Annotated in this window: 8 protein-coding genes; 4 read left to right on the top strand and 4 right to left on the bottom strand. The window is 74.8% G+C overall.

Annotated features, from left to right (window positions below; genetic code table 11):
* Positions 1-307: 307 nt before the first annotated feature.
* The 3 genes from ACFVUY_RS07840 to ACFVUY_RS07830 all read right to left on the bottom strand — a co-directional run bounded on the left by ACFVUY_RS07840 (position 308) and on the right by ACFVUY_RS07830 (position 3,491).
* Complete coding sequence (locus ACFVUY_RS07840) at positions 308-1,144, bottom strand: ABC transporter permease (protein ID WP_380350910.1); 837 nt, start codon at positions 1,142-1,144, stop codon at positions 308-310.
* On the bottom strand, positions 1,144-2,151 hold the full coding sequence (locus tag ACFVUY_RS07835) for an ATP-binding cassette domain-containing protein (RefSeq protein ID WP_359915576.1): 1,008 nt from the start codon (positions 2,149-2,151) through the stop codon (positions 1,144-1,146). Before ACFVUY_RS07835 ends, ACFVUY_RS07840 begins: the two co-directional genes overlap by 1 nt.
* A 101-nt stretch (positions 2,152-2,252) precedes the next feature.
* Entirely contained in the window at positions 2,253-3,491 is a 1,239-nt protein-coding gene (locus ACFVUY_RS07830) for a cytochrome P450 (RefSeq protein ID WP_387689965.1), read from the bottom strand.
* A 263-nt stretch (positions 3,492-3,754) separates the two neighbouring features.
* On the opposite strand from ACFVUY_RS07830, the gene ACFVUY_RS07825 reads away from it, so the two are divergent.
* The 4 genes from ACFVUY_RS07825 to ACFVUY_RS07810 all read left to right on the top strand — a co-directional run bounded on the left by ACFVUY_RS07825 (position 3,755) and on the right by ACFVUY_RS07810 (position 7,437).
* The gene (locus ACFVUY_RS07825; protein WP_387689964.1) at positions 3,755-4,672 is read left to right on the top strand and encodes an ABC transporter ATP-binding protein; all 918 of its coding nucleotides are present in this window, start codon (positions 3,755-3,757) and stop codon (positions 4,670-4,672) included.
* Between the two features lie 54 nt (positions 4,673-4,726).
* On the top strand, positions 4,727-5,455 hold the full coding sequence (locus ACFVUY_RS07820; RefSeq protein ID WP_387690099.1) for an ABC transporter permease: 729 nt from the start codon (positions 4,727-4,729) through the stop codon (positions 5,453-5,455).
* Between the two features lie 111 nt (positions 5,456-5,566).
* The gene (locus tag ACFVUY_RS07815; RefSeq protein WP_387689962.1) at positions 5,567-6,802 is read left to right on the top strand and encodes a sensor histidine kinase; all 1,236 of its coding nucleotides are present in this window, start codon (positions 5,567-5,569) and stop codon (positions 6,800-6,802) included.
* On the top strand, positions 6,799-7,437 hold the full coding sequence (locus ACFVUY_RS07810) for a response regulator (protein ID WP_387689960.1): 639 nt from the start codon (positions 6,799-6,801) through the stop codon (positions 7,435-7,437). The genes ACFVUY_RS07815 and ACFVUY_RS07810 overlap by 4 nt, the downstream gene beginning before the upstream one ends.
* A 25-nt stretch (positions 7,438-7,462) precedes the next feature.
* Here the strand turns inward: ACFVUY_RS07810 and ACFVUY_RS07805 are convergent, their stop codons facing one another.
* A complete protein-coding gene (locus tag ACFVUY_RS07805; RefSeq protein WP_387728116.1) occupies positions 7,463-18,421 on the bottom strand; it encodes a type I polyketide synthase in 10,959 nt (3,652 codons plus the stop codon).
* Positions 18,422-18,429: the final 8 nt, after the last annotated feature.

Below are 18,429 nucleotides of genomic sequence, written 5' to 3'. Positions count from 1 at the left end.
GGGACACCTCAACACGTAATGCGCCGGAAATAGCCGAACGGAATTCACGGGTGGAATTGCCCACCCGTCGACCTGGGCGGATTGGCGTTTCGCAAGGGCCACCGCGGTCCGCCGGGTGGAATTCCCCGGCGTACCCGATGGCGCGTCATCCGCGAGCTTAGGGAGCGAACCGACCGGCACCAACCCCTAAGCAGGGCGGATGCCGGCCCCCGGTGCCGGCCCCACAGTTAGGGGTGCCGGTCCGGGGACTTCCGGCCGGGGACCCCGGTCCCGGGGATTCCCACCGGGCGGTGCGGGGTTCGCCGGGTCAGCGGTTCTTGCGCTGGAACGAGCGCACCGACAGCGGCACGAAGACCACCAGGAGGCCCACCGACCACAGCAGCGTCGCGGCCACCGGGTGGTCCACCGGCCAGGCGTGCGAGCCGGTCACCGTCCCCGGGTTGCCGAACAGCTCGCGGCAGCCGGCGGTCAGGGCGCTGAGCGGGTTCCACTCGGCGATGAACCGCAGCCAGGCGGGCATTCCGTCGGTCGGCACGAAGGCGTTCGACAGCATGGTCACCGGCATCACGAGCAGCGTGAGCTGCTGCGCCATCTGCTCGTTGGGGACCTTCAGGCCGAAGAAGCAGCCGACCCAGCTGAGCGCGTAGCGCATCAGCACCAGCAGCCCGAAGCCGGCCAGGGCGTTCAGCAGCCCGTCGGACGCGCGCCAGCCGACCAGCAGGCCGGCCACCGCCATGATGGCCACGCTGAGCAGGCCGCCGACCATGTCGGAGGCGGTGTGCCCGAAGGCGACCGCGACCCGCGACATCGGCATCGAGCGGAACCGGCTCATCAGTCCGCGCGAGACGTCGGCGGCGACCCGCTCGATCACCGCCACCACCGAACTGGCCGTCACCATGGCGAACAGCCCGGGCATCAGGTAGGCGCGGTAGTCACCGCCGCCCGGAATCCGGATGGCGCTGCCGAAGACGTAGCCGAACAGCAGCACCATCACGGCGGGGAAGATCAGGGCGGCGATCAGTGAGCCGGGCTCCTGGCGCAGCCGGCTGAACTCGCGCCCGACGAGGACGAAGCCGTCCGACAGCGCCCAGCGCAGGCGGGTCACCGGGGTCCGGCGGGCAACGGGGGTGCTCTGGACGGTCATCAGGCGTGGTCCTTGACTCTGTCGTCGGCTCGGGCGCCGGCCGGGGCGTCGCCGTCGGTTTCGGTGTCGGCCGGGGCCGAGCGGTCGGTCAGGCGCAGGAACACCTCGTCGAGGGTGGGGCGGCGCAGGCTGACGTCGGCGACCTCGATCCCCGCCCGGTCCAGCTCCCGGACGAGTGCGGAGACCCGCACGGTGCCGTCCGCGGACGGCACGCTCAGGCTGTTCTCGCCGGTCCCGGTCGGCTCGGCCCCGGTCAGCCGGTGCAGCACGGCGGAGGCCTGCGGCAGCAGCGCCGGGTCCTCGACGACCACGTCGAAGCGGTTGCCGATCGTCGACTTGAGTTGGTCGGGGGTGCCGTCGGCGATCACCCGGCCGTAGTCGACCACCGCGATGTCGTCGGCCAGTTGGTCGGCCTCGTCCAGGTACTGGGTGGTGAGCAGCACGGTGGTGCCCTCGGCGACGAGCTCCCGCACGCAGTCCCAGATCTCGCCGCGGCTGCGCGGGTCGAGGCCGGTGGTCGGCTCGTCCAGGAAGAGCACCTGGGGGCGCAGGATCAGGCTGGCGACGAGGTCGAGCCGGCGGCGCATGCCGCCGGAGTAGCCGCGCACCTGCCGGTCGGCCGCCTCCATCAGGCCGAAGCGCTCCAGGAGTTCGTCGGCCCGCTGGTGCACCTGCCGACGGGGCAGGTGGTAGAGCCGGCCGAACATCCGCAGGTTGCCGCGGCCGGTCAGCTTCTCGTCCACCGCGGCGAACTGCCCGGCCAGGCCGATCACCGAGCGCACCCGGTCGGCCTCGCGGACCACGTCCAGCCCGGCGATCCGGGCGTGCCCGGCGTCCGGGTCCATCAGGGTCGCGAGGATGTTCACCGCGGTGGTCTTGCCGGCGCCGTTGGGGCCGAGCACCCCGCAGACCGTCCCGGCCGGGACGGCGAGGTCGAGCCCTCGTAGGGCGTGGACCTCGCCGAAGTGCTTGTGCAGTCCTTCGGCGAGGATGATCGGGTCCGCCATGATCCCTCCACTGGGAAGTGCCGTGTGCGCGGGTCGCGCCGTACGCGGTCGTGGTGCGGTCGCGGCCGACCCGCGCCGGGGAGCCGTGCGCCGACGACGGGTCAGCTCGCCGACAGCGGGAACTCCCGCAGGCCGCGAATGATGAAGGAGCCCCGCCGGCGCACCGGCCCGGCCTGCCGCAGCCCGGGCATCCGGGAGATGAGGGTCCGGTAGGCCACCTCGGCCTCGAACCTGGCCAGCGGCGCGCCCAGGCAGTAGTGGATGCCGGCCGAGAACGCCAGGGTGTCGTTGCGGCTGACCCGGGTGATGTCGAAGCGGGCGGGGTCGGGGAAGACCTGCGGGTCCCGGTTGGCCCCGGCGGCCACGATCGCCAGCTCGCTGTCCACGGGCAGCACGACGCCGCCCAGCTCGACCGGCTCGTGGGCGATCCGCCGGTAGGTCTGCACCGGCGGGTCGTGGCGCAGCGTCTCGTTGACCACGTTCTGGGCCAGTTCCGGGTCCTCGGCCACCATCCGCCACTGCTCGGGGTGGCGCAGCAGCGCCAGGATGCCGTTGCCGATCAGGTTGACGGTGGTCTCGGTGCCGGCCAGCGGCAGGAACATGCACAGCGGCAGCAGTTCGTCCATGCTCAGGCTGCCCTCGTCGACCAGCGGCAGCATCCGGCTGATCATGTCCTCGCGCGGCTCGACCCGGCGCTGCTCGACGATCCGGGTGAACAGCTCGGTCATCCCGGCGATGGCGGCGTCCACGCTGCGCGCCTTCTCGTAGGTGACCACACCGTCCAGCAGCGGGACGATCTCCCGGCTGAGGTGGTGGAAGTGCTCCCGGTCCTCCTCGGGGATGCCGACCAGGTCGCCGATCACCGCGGTCGGCAGGTGGTGGGCGAAGGCGGTCATCAGGTCGAACCGGTCGCCCTGGGCCAGGATGTCGTCGATCAGCCGGTGGCAGATCTCCTCGGCCCGGCCGCGCCAGCGCTCGACGACGCGCGGGTTGAGGGTGGGCATGGTCATCCGGCGCAGCCGGGTGTGCTCCGGCGGGTCGAGGCCGAGCATGGAGTTGTCGAAGTTCATGAACTCCGGCACCTTCTCGCCGTCGGCCTTGCGCACGCCGAAGCGCTTGTCCCGCAGCACCTGGTTGGCGAGTTCGTGGTCGGTGGTGACCCAGGTGCCCAGCGGGCTGCGGTAGACCCGGCCCCGCGCCCGGATCTCCTCGTACGCGGGGTAGGGGTTGTCCGGCGCGCTCAGCACCTTCGCGTAGGGATCGCCCTGGGCGGCGAGCTTGCGCACCAGGTCGTGGAAGAAGCGCATCTGCGCCCGGAGTTGCCGCTCACTCGACTCCATCGTCCCGTGCCCCTTCAGCCTCCGCGAATGGGGCCGAGCGTAGACACGGCCGTAACAGGGCCGACACCCCTATCCGGGGCCCGGGCAGGTGATTAGGGGCCGGGCCCGGGACCCGGTCGCGACGTCCGGGGACGCGCGGGGCGGATCCGGGTGTCAACCGTTCGATCGCGGGAAGTTCCACCGGATGGATATCACCAGGTCGATCCGGGCACGGCGGTGCCGGCCGGACACTGGTGGGACCTCGGAGATCGGAGACCAAGACCGTGCCAGCGATCGTCGTTTCGAACCTGCGGATGCAGTACGGCCAGAAGGTCGTCGTCGACGACATCTCGTTCGAGGTGCAGGAGGGGGAGATCTTCGGCATCCTCGGCCCCAACGGCGCCGGGAAGACGACGACGGTCGAGTGCATCGCCGGGCTGCGCAAGCCCGGCGGCGGGAGCATCTCGGTGCACGGCCTGGACCCCCAGCGCGACGCCGCCAAGCTGCACCGCATCCTGGGCATGCAGCTGCAGAAGAGCGAGATGCCGGACAAGCTGCGGGTCGCCGAGGCGATGGAGCTGTACGCCTCCTTCTACGACGACCACGCCGACTGGCGGGAGCTGCTCGCCGAGCTGAACCTGCTGGACAAGATGAACAGCCCGTTCGCCAGCCTGTCCGGCGGCCAGAAGCAGCGGCTGTCCATCGCGCTGGCACTGGTCGGCAACCCGAAGGTGGCCGTGCTGGACGAGCTGACCACCGGTCTGGACCCGGCGGCCCGGCGGGACACCTGGGAGCTGATCGAGCAGGTCCGCGCCCGGGGCATCACCGTCGTCCTGGTCACCCACTTCATGGAGGAGGCCGAGCGGCTCTGCGACCGGCTGGCCCTGATCGACGGCGGCCGGATCGTCGCGCTGGACACCCCTGCCGGCCTGGTGGCCGGGGTGGGCGCCGAGCAGAAGGTGCGCTTCCGCCCGACCTCCCCGCTCGACGACCACATCCTGACCTCGCTGCCCGAGGTGACCTCGGTCCAGCGGCACGGCTCCCAGGTGGAGGTCACCGGCACCGGAAACCTGGTGTACGCCGTCACCTCGGCGCTCGCCCGCAACCAGATCGTCGCGGCCGACCTGCGCGCGGAACTGGCCAGCCTGGAGGACGCGTTCCTCGCCCTGACCGGCCGCCGGTTCGACCACCCCTCCCACTGATCCCCGGCCCGTAGCCGACCCCCGACCCCTAGAAGGAGAACCCCCGTGCGGGCGATGAACCGGCTCACGGCCGTGGAGTTCAAGCTCTTCCTGCGAGACCCGGCCGCGTACTTCTGGACGCTGCTCTTCCCGGTCGCCCTGGTGGTGATCATCGGCAGCATCCCGTCCTCCCGCGAGTTCAAGGCCGAGATCGGCCAGCGCGCCATCGACTCCTACACGCCCGTCACCGTGGTGCTGGCCTTCGCGATGACCGGCCTGTTCATCACCCCGGGCTACCTGGTGGGCTACCGGGAGAAGGGCATCCTGCGCCGGCTGTCGACCACGCCGGTGGGCCCGGCCCGGGTGCTGATCGCCCAGTTGGTGGTCCAGATCACCGTGGCGATCGCCACCACCCTCCTGGTGCTCGCGACCGCGCGCCTGCTGTGGGACGTCAAGCTGCCGAGCAACCCGCTCGGCTTCGCGCTGACCTTCCTGCTCTCGGCCACCGCGGTGCTGTCCATCGGACTGTTCGTCGCCTCGGTGCTCAAGACCACCAAGGCCGCCACCGGAGCGGGCAGCATGCTGTTCTTCCCGCTGATGTTCTTCGCGGGCCTGTACGTGCCCCGTGACCAGATGCCCGCCGCGGTCAACCGGATCGGTGACTTCACCCCGCTCGGCGCCTCCGTCCAGGCCTTCGGCGACGTGGCCAAGGGTCACCTGCCGGGCGCCACGGCGCTGTTGGTCCTCGTCGGCTACACGGTGGTCTTCGGTGTCGCGGCCGCACGGCTCTTCCGCTGGGAGTAGGCCCGGGACGGAGGATCGCGCCGGGAGTAGGCCTAGGCTGGAGGTCCGCGGTCACGGGCGGTCGCGGCGGGGCGGGAGCCGGGGAAGCAGCGGGGGCCGAGGAGCAGCACCATGAAGAGCGACGAACCGATCAACCTGCGCCGCTTCCTCACCCCGCTGCCCGTCGTGCTGCTGGGCGTGGCCACCGTGCTGTGCGTGGTGCAGCCGGAGGAGGGCGCGGCCACCGCGCGGGTCACGGTCTTCCCGCTGGTCGTGGTGACCGCCGCGTGGACGCTGGCGATGTACACCCTGCGGTCGCCGCAGTGGACGGGCCGCACCGGCCCGATGCTGACCTACGTGGCGGGCCAGCAGGTGCTGGCCGCACTGCTGATGACCCAGCACCCGATCTTCTTCGTCTTCGCCGTGGTCGGGTTCGTCCAGGCCTACGACCTGCTCCCGCCGCAGTGGGCCTTCGTCAGTGTCGGCGCCACCTCGCTGATCATCAACCTGATCCCCGGCGGGGTGCCGGACAGCTCCCGGCGGATCGCCATCGCGGCCGCCTCGGTCTGCCTCCAGACCTGCCTGATCGGCCTGTTCGGCAACCTGTCGCACCGCTTCAACGAGCGCAGCGAGGAACGCTGCCGGCTGGTCACGGAGTTGAAGACGGTGATCGGCGAGAACAACGGCCTGCACGCCCAGTTGCTGATCCAGGCCCGGGAGGCGGGCATCCAGGACGAACGCCAGCGGATGGCCCGGGAGATACACGACACCATCGCCCAGGGGCTGGCCGGCATCATCACCCAGCTCCAGGCCGCCGACCGGGCCCGGCCGCAGTCCGAGCAGCGCGAGTGGCACCTCGAACAGGCCCGGGGGCTGGCCCGGGAGAGCCTCACGGCGGCCCGGCGTTCGGTGGCCGCGCTGCGGCCGGCGGAGCTGGAGGAGGCGCATCTGCCGAACGCGATCCGGGAGCTGGCCCAGCGCTGGTCGGCGCGTGCGGACGTGCCGGCCTCGGTGGAGGTCACCGGTGATCCCGTCCCGCTGCTGACGGAGATCGAGGTCGCCCTGTTCCGTGCCGCCCAGGAGACCCTGGCGAACATCGCGAAGCACGCCGCTGCCAGTAAGGTCAGACTGACCATTTCCTACCTGGAGGACACGGTCATGCTGGACGTTCACGACGACGGGGTCGGCTTCACCGTGACCGACCTCGACGGGCCGCCGCCCGCCGACGGCGACAGCGGTTACGGGCTGGACGGCCTGCGCCGACGGCTCGACCGGGTGCTCGGGACACTGACCGTGGAGAGCGCCCCGGGCTCGGGCACCGCGGTGAACGCGAGCGTGCCGGCGATCCGCCGGGGCGGCACCGCATGAGCGAACAGTCCGCCCCCGTACGGCTGCTGATCGTCGACGACCACCCGATCGTCCGGGACGGCCTGCGCGGCGCGTTCGCCAACAGCCCGGAGTTCGAGGTCGTCGGCGAGGCCGGCAACGGCGCCGAGGCGCTCGACCGGGTCGCCGAGCTGAAGCCCGACCTGGTGCTGATGGACCTGCGCATGCCGGTGATGGACGGTGTCACCGCGATCCACCGGCTCGGCGAGAGCGCGCCCGGGGTGCGGGTGCTGGTGCTGACCACCTTCGACACCGACAACGACGTGCTGCCCGCGATCGAGGCCGGCGCCACCGGCTACCTGCTGAAGGACGCGCCCACCGAGGAGCTGCTGCGCGCGGCCCGCGTCGCGGCCCGGGGCGACGCGATGCTCTCCCCCGCCATCACCAAACGGCTGATGGACCGGGTGCGCCGGCCCAGCCTCGGTGTGCTGAGCGCCCGTGAGCTGGAGGTGATGCGGCTGGTCGCCCACGGCTCCTCCAACAAGGAGGTCGCCGGCAAGCTGTTCATCACCGAGGCCAGTGTCAAGACGCACCTGCTGCGGATCTACGACAAGCTCGGGGTCCGCGACCGGGCGGGCGCGGTCGGCGAGGCGTTCCGGCGCGGTCTGGTGACCTGACCCGGAACGCCCCGCCGGCCCGCCGTCAGCTCCCCAGCTCGTCGTCGATCAGGGCGAAGATGTCCTCGGCCGTCGCGGACTCCAGGTCGCTGTCGTCGTGCTCCGGCTGCGGCCCGTCGGCGTCCCGCAGCCGGTCGAGCAGCTGCTCCAGCCTGGCGCGGGCCCCGGCCCGTTCCGCCCCGGCCAGCGCGACCAGGTCGGCCTCCATTCCGGCCAGCCGGCCGAGCAGGTCCTCCACCGGGTCGGCCTGCGGCAGCAGGCTCTCCCGCAGGTGGCGGGCGAGCGCGGCCGGGGTCGGGTGGTCGAAGACCAGGGTGGGGGGCAGCCGCAGGCCGGTGGCGGTGTTCAGCCGGTTGCGCAGCTCGACCGAGGTCAGCGAGTCGAACCCGAGGTCCTTGAACGGCCGGTCGGCCGCGACGGCGTCCGTCGAGCCGTGTCCGAGGACCACCGCGGCGTTCCCGGTGACCAGGTCCAGCAGGGCCGCTTCGCGCTGGGCGTCGGCCATCACGGCCAGCCGCTCGGCCAGCGCCGGGCCGTCCGGGCGCCGGTTGTCGGCGGCCCGGCGGACCGGCTGGCCGACCAGCGCCCGCAGCAGCGCGGGCACCGGGTGGGCGGCGGCGCGCAGCACGCCCAGGTCGATGTCCACCGGCACCAGGTGGGAGCGGCCCGTGGTGCGCGCCCGGTCGAACAGGGCGAGCGCCCGGGCGGTGGACAGCGGCGCGCTGAGGCTGCCGGCCCGGGCCTGGTCGACCTTCCCGAGGTGGCCGGTGAGCCCGCTGGCCTGCTCCCACAGGCCCCAGGCCAGCGACTGGCCGGCCTGGCCGGAGGCCGTCCGCCGGGCGGCCAGGGCGTCCAGGAAGGCGTTCGCGGCCGCGTAGTTGGCCTGCCCGCCGGAGCCGAAGGTGCCCGACACCGAGGAGTACAGCACGAACATCGACAGGTCGAGGTGCGCCGTCAGCTCGTGCAGGTTGAGCGCCGCGTCCACCTTCGGGCGCAGTACCCGGGAGAGGCGCTCCGGCGTCAGGGTGCCGAACACCCCGTCGTCCAGCACGCCGGCGGCGTGCACCACGCCCGTCAGCGGGCGGGCGAGGCCGTCGAGCACCCGGGCCAGGGCGGTGCGGTCGGCCGCGTCGCAGGCGACGACCTCCGCCCGGGCGCCCGCCTCGCCCAGCTCGACGAGGAGTTCCCGCACGTCCGGGCCGTCCGCGCCCCGGCGGCTCAGCAGGGTCAGGTGGCGCACGCCGTGCACGGCCGCCAGGTGCCGGGCCAGCAGTCCGCCCAGCGTCCCGGTGCCGCCAGTGATCAGCACCGTGCCCTCGGGGTCCGGCTCCACCGGCAGCGTCAGCACGTTCTTGCCGACGTGCCGGGCCTGGCTGACGTGCCGGAAGGCGCCGACCGCGTCCCGGACGTCCCAGGCGGTGATCGGCAGCATCCGCAGCGCACCGGCCTCGAACAGCTCGATCACCTCGTGCAGGATGCCGCCCATCCGGGCCGGTCCGGCGTCGCCGAGGTCGAAGGCCCGGTACCGGAGGCCGGCCGGCTGCCGGACGTCGGTCTTGCCCATCTCCAGGAAGCGCCCGCCCTCGGCGAGCAGCCGCAGCGAGGCGTCGGTGAACTCCCCGGCCAGCGAGTTCAGCACCAGGTCGACCCCGCGCCCGCCGGTCGCGGTGCGGAACCGCTCCTCGAAGGCGAGGTCGCGGGAGGAGGCGATGTGCGCCTCGTCCAGCCCCAGTTCCCGCAGCGTGCGCCACTTGCCCGGACTGGCGGTGCCGAACACCTCCAGGCCGAAGTGGCGGGCGAGTTGGACGGCCGCCATGCCGACGCCGCCGGCCGCGGCGTGCACCAGCACCGATTCGCCCCGCTGCGCGTCGGCCAGGTCGCGCAGCCCGTAGTAGGCGGTGGCGAACACCAGCGGTACGGAGGCGGCCTGGGCGAAGGACCAGCCCTGCGGGACGCGGGCCAGCAGCCGCCGGTCGGTGACGGCCCGGACGGCCGCGCCACCGGCGACGAAGCCGAAGACCCGCTCGCCCGGGGCGAGGTCGGTCACTCCGGCGCCGACCTCCAGCACGACGCCGGAGGCCTCGGAGCCCATCGCGGCCGTCCGGTCCGGGTACATGCCCAGACCGATCAGCACGTCCCGGAAGTTGACGCCCGCCGAGCGCACCGCGACCCGGACCTCGTCCGCGCCCAGCGGCGCGTCGGCGTCGGGCGCGGGGACCAGCGCCACGTCCTCCAGTCCGGCGCCCCGCCCCGCGAGGCCGAGCCGCCAGGCGCCCGCGGGCTCCGGCGGGGTCAGCCGGGCGACGGTGGCCTCCCGGACCAGTCGCGGCACCCTGATGTCGCCGCCGCGGACCGCGAGTTGGGGCTCCTCGCCGCCCACCAGCGCGGGCCAGCCGGCCCACGGGTCGGCCGCGCCGCCCTGCGGTTCGACGTCCACCAGCACGATCCGGTCCGGGTTCTCGGTCTGCGCGGAGCGGACCAGTCCCCACACGGCGGCGCCGGCCGGGTCGGCCTCGCCACCGGTGCCGGATCCGGCCGGGGTCGCCCCGCGGGTGAGCACCACCAGCCGGGAGTCGGCGAACCGCTCCTCGGCCAGCCAGGCCCGTACCTCGCCGAGCACCCGGGCGGTCGCCCCGTGCACGGCCTCGGCCCCGAGCGCACCGGCGGCGGCGTCGACACCGGCGGCACCGGCGGCACCGGCGGAGACGGCAGAGACGGCCAGGACGGTCACCGACGGTACGGCCGCGCCCTGTTCCAGGGAGGCGACCAGGGCCGCCAGGTCGGTGTGGCGGCGGGCCGGTCCGCCCTCGGGCGCCGTCTCGCCGACCGCGGCCCACGCGGTCAGGTCCGGCTCGGCCGCACCGGCCGCCGGGGGCACCGGCCGCCAGTCCACCGCGAACAGCGCGTCCGGTCCGGCGTCGGCGGTGGCGCCGAGCGCCTCCGGGGACACCTCGCGCATCACCAGCGAACGCACGGTGGCCACCGGGCTTCCGGCGCCGTCGGCCAGTTGCAGCGCGACGCCCTCGGCGGTCCGGGTGATCCGCGCCCGCAGCACCGAGGCGCCCACCGCGTCCACCCGCACGCCGGTCCAGGCGAACGGCAGGGCGGTGCCCTCGACCTCGCTCCCGCCGGCGAAGCCGACGGCGTGCAGCGCCGCGTCCAGCAGCGCCGGGTGCAGGGCGAAGCCGGCCGCTTCGTCCGCCGCCTCCTCGGGCAGCGCGACCTCGGCGTAGACCGCGTCCTCGGCCCGCCAGACGGCGCGCAGGCCGCGGAAGGCCGGCCCGTAGCCGTAGCCGCTGTCGGCCAGGGTGTCGTAGAAGCCGTCCAGCGGCACCGGCTCGGCGGCCGGCGGCGGCCAGGCCGCCAGTTCGAAGGGCTCGGCCGGTGCGGCCTCGGTCAGCAGGCCGGTGGCGTGGCAGGTCCAGGGCGTCCGGTCACCGGTGTCGGGCCGGGCGTGGATCTCCAGCCGGCAGTCGCCGCCGTCGTCGGGCGCGGTCACCCGGACCTGGACCTGGGCCTCGCCCCGTTCGGGGAGGGCGAGCGGGGACCGCACCACCAGTTCGTCCAGCACCGTACGGCCGACCTGCTCGCCGGCCCGCAGCGCGAGTTCGACCAGCGCGGTGCCGGGCACCACGGTCCGGCCCAGCACCGCGTGGTCGGCCAGCCACGGGTGGCTCGCCGTGGACAGCCGTCCGGTCAGCACCGCGCCGCCGTCCCCGGCCAGGGCCAGGACGGCGCCCAGCAGCGGGTGCCCGGCGGGCAGTTGCCCGAGCGCCGCGACGTCGCCGGCGCCGGCGACCGGCCGGGGCCAGTAGCGCTCGCGCTGGAAGGCGTAGGTGGGCAGTTCCGCGTGCGGACCGGCCGGCAGGGCCTCCGCCCAGTCGACCTGGGCACCGGCCGTCCAGAGCCGGCCGAGGCCGTGCCAGAGCGTGTCCACCTGGTCCCGTCCGGCCCGCTGGAGCGGGGCGAGCACGGCGTCGGGGAGGGTCTGCTGGGCCAGCCCGCAGAGCACGCCGTCGGGGCCCAGCTCAAGGAGGCGGGTCACGCCGTGCTCGCCGAGGTGGGTGACGCCGTCGGCGAAGCGGACCGCCTCGCGGACCTGGCGCAGCCAGTAGTCGGGGGTGGTGAGCAGCCCTGGTTCGGCGAGCGTCCCGCTGACGTTGGACAGCAGCGGAATGCGCGGCTCGGCGAAGGTCAACTCCGCCAGGACGGCCGAGAATTCGGCGAGCATCGGCTCCATCAGCGCCGAGTGGAAGGCGTGCGAGACGGTCAGCCGGCGGATCCGGCGGCCCTCGGCCTTCCACCGCCCGGCCAGCTCCTCCACTGCCTCGACCGGCCCGGAGACCACCACGGAGGTCGGACCGTTGACGGCCGCGACGTCCAGGCGGTCGCCGATCGCGTCCCGGACCTCGGCCTCGGTGGCCTCGACCGCCAGCATCGCGCCGCCCTCGGGCAGCGCCTGCATCAGTCGGCCGCGCGCCGCCACCAGGGCGCACGCGTCCGGCAGCGGGAACACCCCGGCGACGTGAGCGGCCGCCACCTCGCCGATCGAGTGCCCGAGCAGGAAGTCGGGCGTCACGCCCCAGGATTCGAGCAGCCGGAACGAGGCCACCTCGACCGCGAACAGCCCGGCCTGCGCCCACACCGTCCGGTCCAGGTCCTCGACGCCCTCGAACACCACGTCCTTCACCGGCTGGTCCAGCAGCAGGTCCAGCTCCGCGCAGACCGCGTCGAAGGCGTCCGCGAAGGCGGGGAAGGCCTCGTACAGCTCCCGGCCCATGCCGACCCGCTGCGCACCCTGCCCGGTGAACAGGAACGCCGTCCGCCCCTCGGCGGCCGTACCGGTGACCGCGCCCGCGCCGGGCTCGCCGGCGGCCAGCGCCGCCAGCTCCCGGTCCTGCTCGGCCCGGTCCGCGCCGACCACCACCGCGCGGTGCGCCAGCGCCGTCCGGCCGGACAGGGCCCGGGCCACCTCGGCCGGTCCGTCCTCCGGGTAGTCCGTCAGGTGCTCGGCCAGCCGGGCGGCCTGGGCCCGCAGCGCCGCCGGGGTCTGCCCGGACAGCGGCCACGGCAGCGGACCGTGCGGCCGACGCCCGGCGGGCTCGGCCGGGGCGGGCTCGCCCTGCTCGATGATGACGTGGACGTTGGTGCCGCTCATGCCGAACGAGGAGACGCCGGTGCGGCGCGGCCGTCCGGCCCGCGGCCACGGCCGGGCCTCGGTCAGCAGCTCGACCGACCCGGTGGACCAGTCGACGTGCGGGGTGGGCCCGTCCACGTGCAGGGTCGCCGGAAGCGTGCCGTACCGCATCGCCATGACCATCTTGATGATCCCGGCGATGCCGGCGGCGGCCTGGGTGTGCCCGATGTTGGACTTGATCGAGCCCAGCCAGAGCGGCTCCCCGTCCCGGCCCTGCCCGTAGGTGGCCAGCAGGGCCTTCGCCTCGATCGGGTCGCCGAGGCGGGTGCCGGTGCCGTGCGCCTCCACGGCGTCCACCTCGGCGGCCGACAGCCCGGCGTTGGCCAGCGCCTGCCGGATCACCCGCTCCTGCGAGGGACCGTTCGGGGCCGTCAGACCGTTGGAGGCGCCGTCCTGGTTGACCGCGCTGCCGCGCACGATGCCGAGCACCCGGTGCCCGTTGCGCCGGGCGTCGGACAGCCGCTCCAGCAGCAGGATGCCGACGCCCTCGCCCCAGCCGGTGCCGTCGGCCGCGGCGGCGAAGGCCTTGCACCGGCCGTCGGCGGCCAGGCCCAGCTGGCGGCTGAACTCCACGAAGGCCGACGGGGTCGCCATCACCGTGGCGCCGCCCGCGAGGGCCATGGTGCACTCGCCGCGGCGCAGCGCCTCGGCCGCCGAGTGCAGGGCGACCAGGGAGGAGGAGCAGGCGGTGTCCACCGTCATGGCCGGGCCCTCCAGCCCGAACACGTACGAGATCCGGCCGGAGAGCACGGCGGCCGCGGTGCCGGTGCCCCGGTGCCCCTCGCTGTCGGAGGGGCCGGAGAGCAGCGCCGCGTAGTCCTGGCCGTTGGTGCCGATGAACACGCCGGTGCGGCTGCCGCGCAGCGAGCGCGCGTCCACCCCGGCCCGTTCGAACGCCTCCCAGACGGTCTCCAGCAGCAGCCGCTGCTGGGGGTCCATGGCCAGCGCCTCGCGCGGGGAGATGGCGAACAGCGCCGGGTCGAAGTCGGCGACGCCGGACAGGAATCCGCCGGCCCAGGTGGCGTCCGCGCCCGCCTCGCCGGAGGGCGCGCCGAGCGGCGGCCAGCCGCGGTCGCCGGGCAGCCCGGAGACCGCGTCCACCCGGTCGGCGACCAGCCGCCAGAGCTGTTCGGGGTTCTCGACCCCGCCGGGGTAGCGGCAGCTCATCGCGACGATCGCGATCGGCTCCTCCACGGCGGTGGCCTCGGCCCGCACGGTCTCGGCCGCCGCCGCGGTGCCGAGCAGCTCGCCGCGCAGCTGGGCGGCCAGTTCGCGCGGCGTGGGGTGGTCGAAGACCAGGGTGGCGGAGAGCCGCAGCCCGGTCTCGGCCGCCAGGGCGTTGCGCAGTTCGAGCGCGGTCAGCGAGTCGAAGCCGAGGCCCTTGAACGGGACCTCCGGCGGGACGTCGCCCGCCTCGCGGTGGCCGAGCACGGCCGCCGCCAGCCGCCGGACCAGGTCGAGCAGGGTCCGTTCCTGCTCGGCGGGCGGCAGCGCGGCGAGCTTCCCGGCCAGCGGGGACGCGCCCTCGGCCGGCTCGGCGGCCGGGGCCTCCAGGGCCCGGAGCACCTCCGGCAGGTCCTCGATCAGCGGACGGCGGCGGCTGGCCGTGAACGCGGGGGCGAAGCGCTCCCAGCGGACGTCCGCCACCGCCACGCAGGCCTCGTCCCCGGCGACGGCCAGGTCGAGCGCCCGCACGGCGAGGGCCGGGTCCAGCAGGGCGAGCCCGCGGCGGCGCAGGAAGTCCTCCGACTCCCCCTGCACGGCCATGCCGGCCTCCGCCCACGGGCCCCAGGCGACGGCCAGCGCGGCCAGGCCGGCCGCCCGGCGCTGTTCGACCAGCGCCTCCAGGTAGGCGTTGGCGGCGCCGTAGACGGCCTGGGCGCCGGAGCCCCAGGTGGCCGAGATCGAGGAGAAGACGACGAACAGCTCCAGGTCCAGCCCGGCGGTCAGCTCGTCCAGGTGCGCGGCACCGTCGGCCTTCCCGCCGAGCACGGCGGTGATCTCCTCGGCGGCGGTGTCCATCAGCAAGGTCGCCTGGCCGACGCCGGCCGCGTGCACCACGCCGGTCAGCGGGAACTCGGCCGGGATCGCGTCGAGCACCGCCGCCAGCGCCGCCCGGTCGGCGGCGTCGCAGGCGGCGACCGTCACCCGGGCACCGAGCCCGGTCAGCTCGGCCACCAGCGCGTCCACGCCCTCGGCCGCCGAACCGCGCCGACTGGTCAGCACGAGACGGGGAACGCCCCGACCGGCCAGCCAGCGCGCCACCTCCGCGCCCAGCGCCCCCGTTCCACCGGTCACCAGCACCGTGCCCGAGGGCGGCCCGAGCGGTTCGGCACCGTCCGGTCGGGCGGCCCGCACCAGACGGCGGACGTACGTGCCGGCGCCCCGGACGGCGACCTGGTCCTCGGTGCCGGTCAGGACGGCGGCCAGCCGGGCGGCCGTCCTGGCGTCCTCGGCGGGCGGCAGGTCGACCAGCCCGCCCCAGCGTTCCGGCAGCTCCAGGGCGGCGGCCCGGCCGAGGCCCCAGAGCTGCGCCGCCACCGGGTCGGACGGACCGTCGGAGCGGCCCACCGACACCCCGCCCCGGGTGGCCAGCCAGAGCGGGGCGTCGATGCCCGCGTCGCCGAGCGCCTGGATCAGCGCGACGGCCGCCGGGACCGGCTCGGGGTGCCGGGCCGGGCAGGCGACCACGCCGGCCGGGGTGGCCGCCAGCTCGCGCAACCGGGCGGCCAGGGAGGCCCGGGTGGCCCCGGGGCCGAACTCCAGCAGGACCACGTCGGCGCCGGCGGTGGCCAGCAGCCGCTGGGCGTCGGTGTCCCCCTGGGCCGCGACGACCAGCCAGGTGCCGGTGAGCGTGCCCGCGGCGGGCGCGTCGGCGAGCGGCTTCCAGCGGACCCGGTAGCGCCAGGAGTCGATGACGGCCTCGTCCCGGCGGCGGCGCCGGAAGGAGGACAGCGCGGGCAGCACGGCCCGCAGCTCCCCCTGGTCCGCGTCCACGCCGAGGGCGCCGGTCAGTTCGGACACGTCCTCGCGCTCGACGGCGGCCCAGAACCGGCCCTCGGCGGTGCCCTCCGCTCCCTCGGCCACGGCGGCGGGAGAAGGGGCGGGACGGGCCCAGTAGGACTGGTGCTGGAAGGCGTAGGTGGGCAGCGCGACCCGCCCCTCGCCACGGCCCGCGAAGGCCGCCGGCCAGTCCACGGCGGCACCCGCCGTCCAGAGCGCGCCGACGGCGGCGTGGAAGGTGCGCACGCCGTCGTGGCCGGAGCCGCGCAGCAGCGGCGCGAAGGCGCCCTCGACGCCGGCGTGCTGGGCCATCCCGCACAGCACGCCGTCGGGGCCGAGCTCGGCGAAGCGGGTGACGCCCCGTCGGCCCAGGGCGTCGACGCCGTCGGCGAAGCGGACCGCCTCGCGGACCTGCCGCAGCCAGTAGTCGGGGCTGGTGAGCAGGCCGGGCTCGGCGATCTCGCCGGTCAGGTTGGAGACGACCGGGATCCTCGGTTCGTTGAAGGTCAACCCGCCGAGTACGGAAGCGAATTCGTCGAGCATCGGCTCCATCAGGGCCGAGTGGAAGGCGTGCGAGACCGTCAGCCGACGGGTCTTGCGGCCCTCGGCCGACCAGCGCGCGGCGTACTCCTCGACCGCGTCCGCCGGTCCGGAAACCACCACGGAGGTAGGGCCGTTGACGGCCGCCACGTCCAGGCGGTCACCGATCTCCGAACGCACCTCCGCCTCGGTGGCCTGGACGGCGAGCATCGCCCCGCCCTCGGGCAGCGCGTCCATCAGCCGGCCCCGCGCCGCCACCAGCGCACAGGCGTCCGCCAGCGAGAACACCCCGGCGCAGTGCGCCGCCGCCACCTCACCGATCGAGTGCCCGAGCAGGAAGTCGGCCGTCACACCCCAGGACTCCAGCAGCCGGAACGACGCCACCTCGACCGCGAACAGCCCGGCCTGCGCCCACACCGTCCGGTCCAGCTCCTCGACGCCGTCGAGGACGACCTCCCGCACCGACCGCCCGAGCCTCCCGTCCAACTCCGCACAGACCGCGTCGAACGCCCCGGCGAACACCGGGAACGCCTCGTACAGCCCCCGGCCCATCCCGACCCGCTGCGAGCCCTGCCCGGTGAACAGGAACGCCGTGCGGCCCTCGGTCGCCGCCCCGGTCAGCACGTCCTGGGCGGAACGCCCCTCGGCCAGCGCCGCCAGCCCCTCGCCGAGGCCTGCGGCCGAGTCCCCGAGGACCACCGCGCGGTGCTCCAGCGCCGCCCGGGTGACGGCCAGCGCGTGCCCAGCGGCCGCCGGGTCGGGCCCGGTCGCCGCGAACTCGGCCAGCCTCGCCGCCTGTCCGCGCAGCCCCTCCGGGCTCTTGGCGGACACCGGCCAGAGCACCGGGCCGCCGTTCTCCACCGGTTCCGCTGCGGGCAGCGGGTCGCCCTGCTCCAGGATGACGTGGGCGTTGGTGCCGCTGATGCCGAAGGAGGAGACGCCCGCCCGGCGCGGACGGTCCGCCTCCGGCCACGGCCGGGCCTCGGTCAGCAGTTCCACCGCGCCCGCCGACCAGTCCACATGCGGCGTCGGCTGCTCGGCGTGCAGGGTGGCGGGCAGCAGGCCGTGCCGCATCGCCTGCACCATCTTGATGATGCCCGCGACACCGGCCGCCGACTGGGTGTGGCCGATGTTGGACTTGATCGAACCCAGCCAGAGCGGCTCGTCGCCGCGGTCCCGGCCGTAGGTCGCCAGCAGCGCCTGCGCCTCGATCGGGTCGCCGAGCCGGGTGCCGGTGCCGTGCGCCTCCACCACGTCCACCTCGGACGGGGCGAGCCGCGCGGAGGCCAGCGCCTGCCGGATCACCCGGCGCTGCGAGGGGCCGTTCGGCGCGGTCATCCCGTTGGAGGCGCCGTCCTGGTTGACCGCGCTGCCGCGCACCACCGCCAGCACCTCGTGCCCGTTGCGGCGCGCGTCCGACAGCCGCTCCAGCAGCAGCAGTCCGACACCCTCGCCCCAGCCGGTGCCGTCCGCGCCGGCGCCGAAGGAGCGGCACCGCCCGTCCGAGGCCAGGCCCTGCTGGGCGCTGAAGGCGTGGAAGACCTCCGCGTTGGTCAGCACGGTCACCCCGCCGGCCAGCGCCAGCGTGCACTCGCCGGTGCGCAGCGCCTGGACGGCCAGGTGCAGCGCCACCAGCGAGGAGGAGCAGGCGGTGTCCACGGTGACCGCCGGGCCCTCCAGCCCGAACACGTACGCCACCCGGCCGGAGAGCACGCTGGTCGCTCCGCCGGCCAGGACGTACCCCTGGTCGGCGTCGGCCGCACCGACCCCGTAGCCGGAGGAGGTCGCGCCGACGAACACCCCGGTCCGGGTGCCGCGCACGGTGTCCGGCGCGATCCCGGCCCGTTCGAAGGCCTCCCAGCCGCTCTCCAGCAGCAACCGCTGCTGGGGGTCCATGGCGAGGGCCTCGCGCGGGGAGATCCCGAAGAACGCGGCGTCGAAGCGCTCGGCGCCGTCCAGGAACCCGCCCTGGGCGGCGAGGTCGCTCGCCGCGGCGTCCGCGCCGAGCCCGTCCGCCCTCCAGCCGCGCTGCTCGGGGAAGGGCGCGATCGCGTCGCCGGCCCGTTCGACCAGCCGCCAGAGGTCGTCCGGCGAGGAGACGTCGCCGGGGTAGCGGCACGCCATCGACACGATCGCCACGGGTTCGCTGACCGCGGCGGTCAGTTCACGGTTTCGGGCGCGAAGCTTCTCCGTCTCCTTGAGGGAAGCTCGCAACGCTTCGACATAGTCCTGGGTAGAGGCCATCGCAAGCT

It is taken from the genome of Kitasatospora sp. NPDC058063, assembly GCF_042885395.1.
In the GTDB taxonomy this organism is placed as follows: Bacteria; Actinomycetota; Actinomycetes; order Streptomycetales; family Streptomycetaceae; genus Kitasatospora; species Kitasatospora lactacystinica.
This window is presented reverse-complemented; position numbering and strand designations above follow the sequence as displayed.

Excerpts from the sequence above, each read along its gene's own strand:
- ACFVUY_RS07835 (WP_359915576.1), bottom strand. The coding sequence starts at position 2,151 with ATGGCGGACCCGATCATCCTCGCCGAAGGACTGCACAAGCACTTCGGC.
- ACFVUY_RS07830 (WP_387689965.1), bottom strand. The coding sequence starts at position 3,491 with ATGGAGTCGAGTGAGCGGCAACTCCGGGCGCAGATGCGCTTCTTCCAC.
- ACFVUY_RS07820 (WP_387690099.1), top strand. The coding sequence starts at position 4,727 with ATGAACCGGCTCACGGCCGTGGAGTTCAAGCTCTTCCTGCGAGACCCG.
- ACFVUY_RS07815 (WP_387689962.1), top strand. The coding sequence starts at position 5,567 with ATGAAGAGCGACGAACCGATCAACCTGCGCCGCTTCCTCACCCCGCTG.
- ACFVUY_RS07805 (WP_387728116.1), bottom strand. The coding sequence starts at position 18,421 with ATGGCCTCTACCCAGGACTATGTCGAAGCGTTGCGAGCTTCCCTCAAG.
- ACFVUY_RS07840 (WP_380350910.1), bottom strand. The coding sequence starts at position 1,144 with ATGACCGTCCAGAGCACCCCCGTTGCCCGCCGGACCCCGGTGACCCGC.
- ACFVUY_RS07810 (WP_387689960.1), top strand. The coding sequence starts at position 6,799 with ATGAGCGAACAGTCCGCCCCCGTACGGCTGCTGATCGTCGACGACCAC.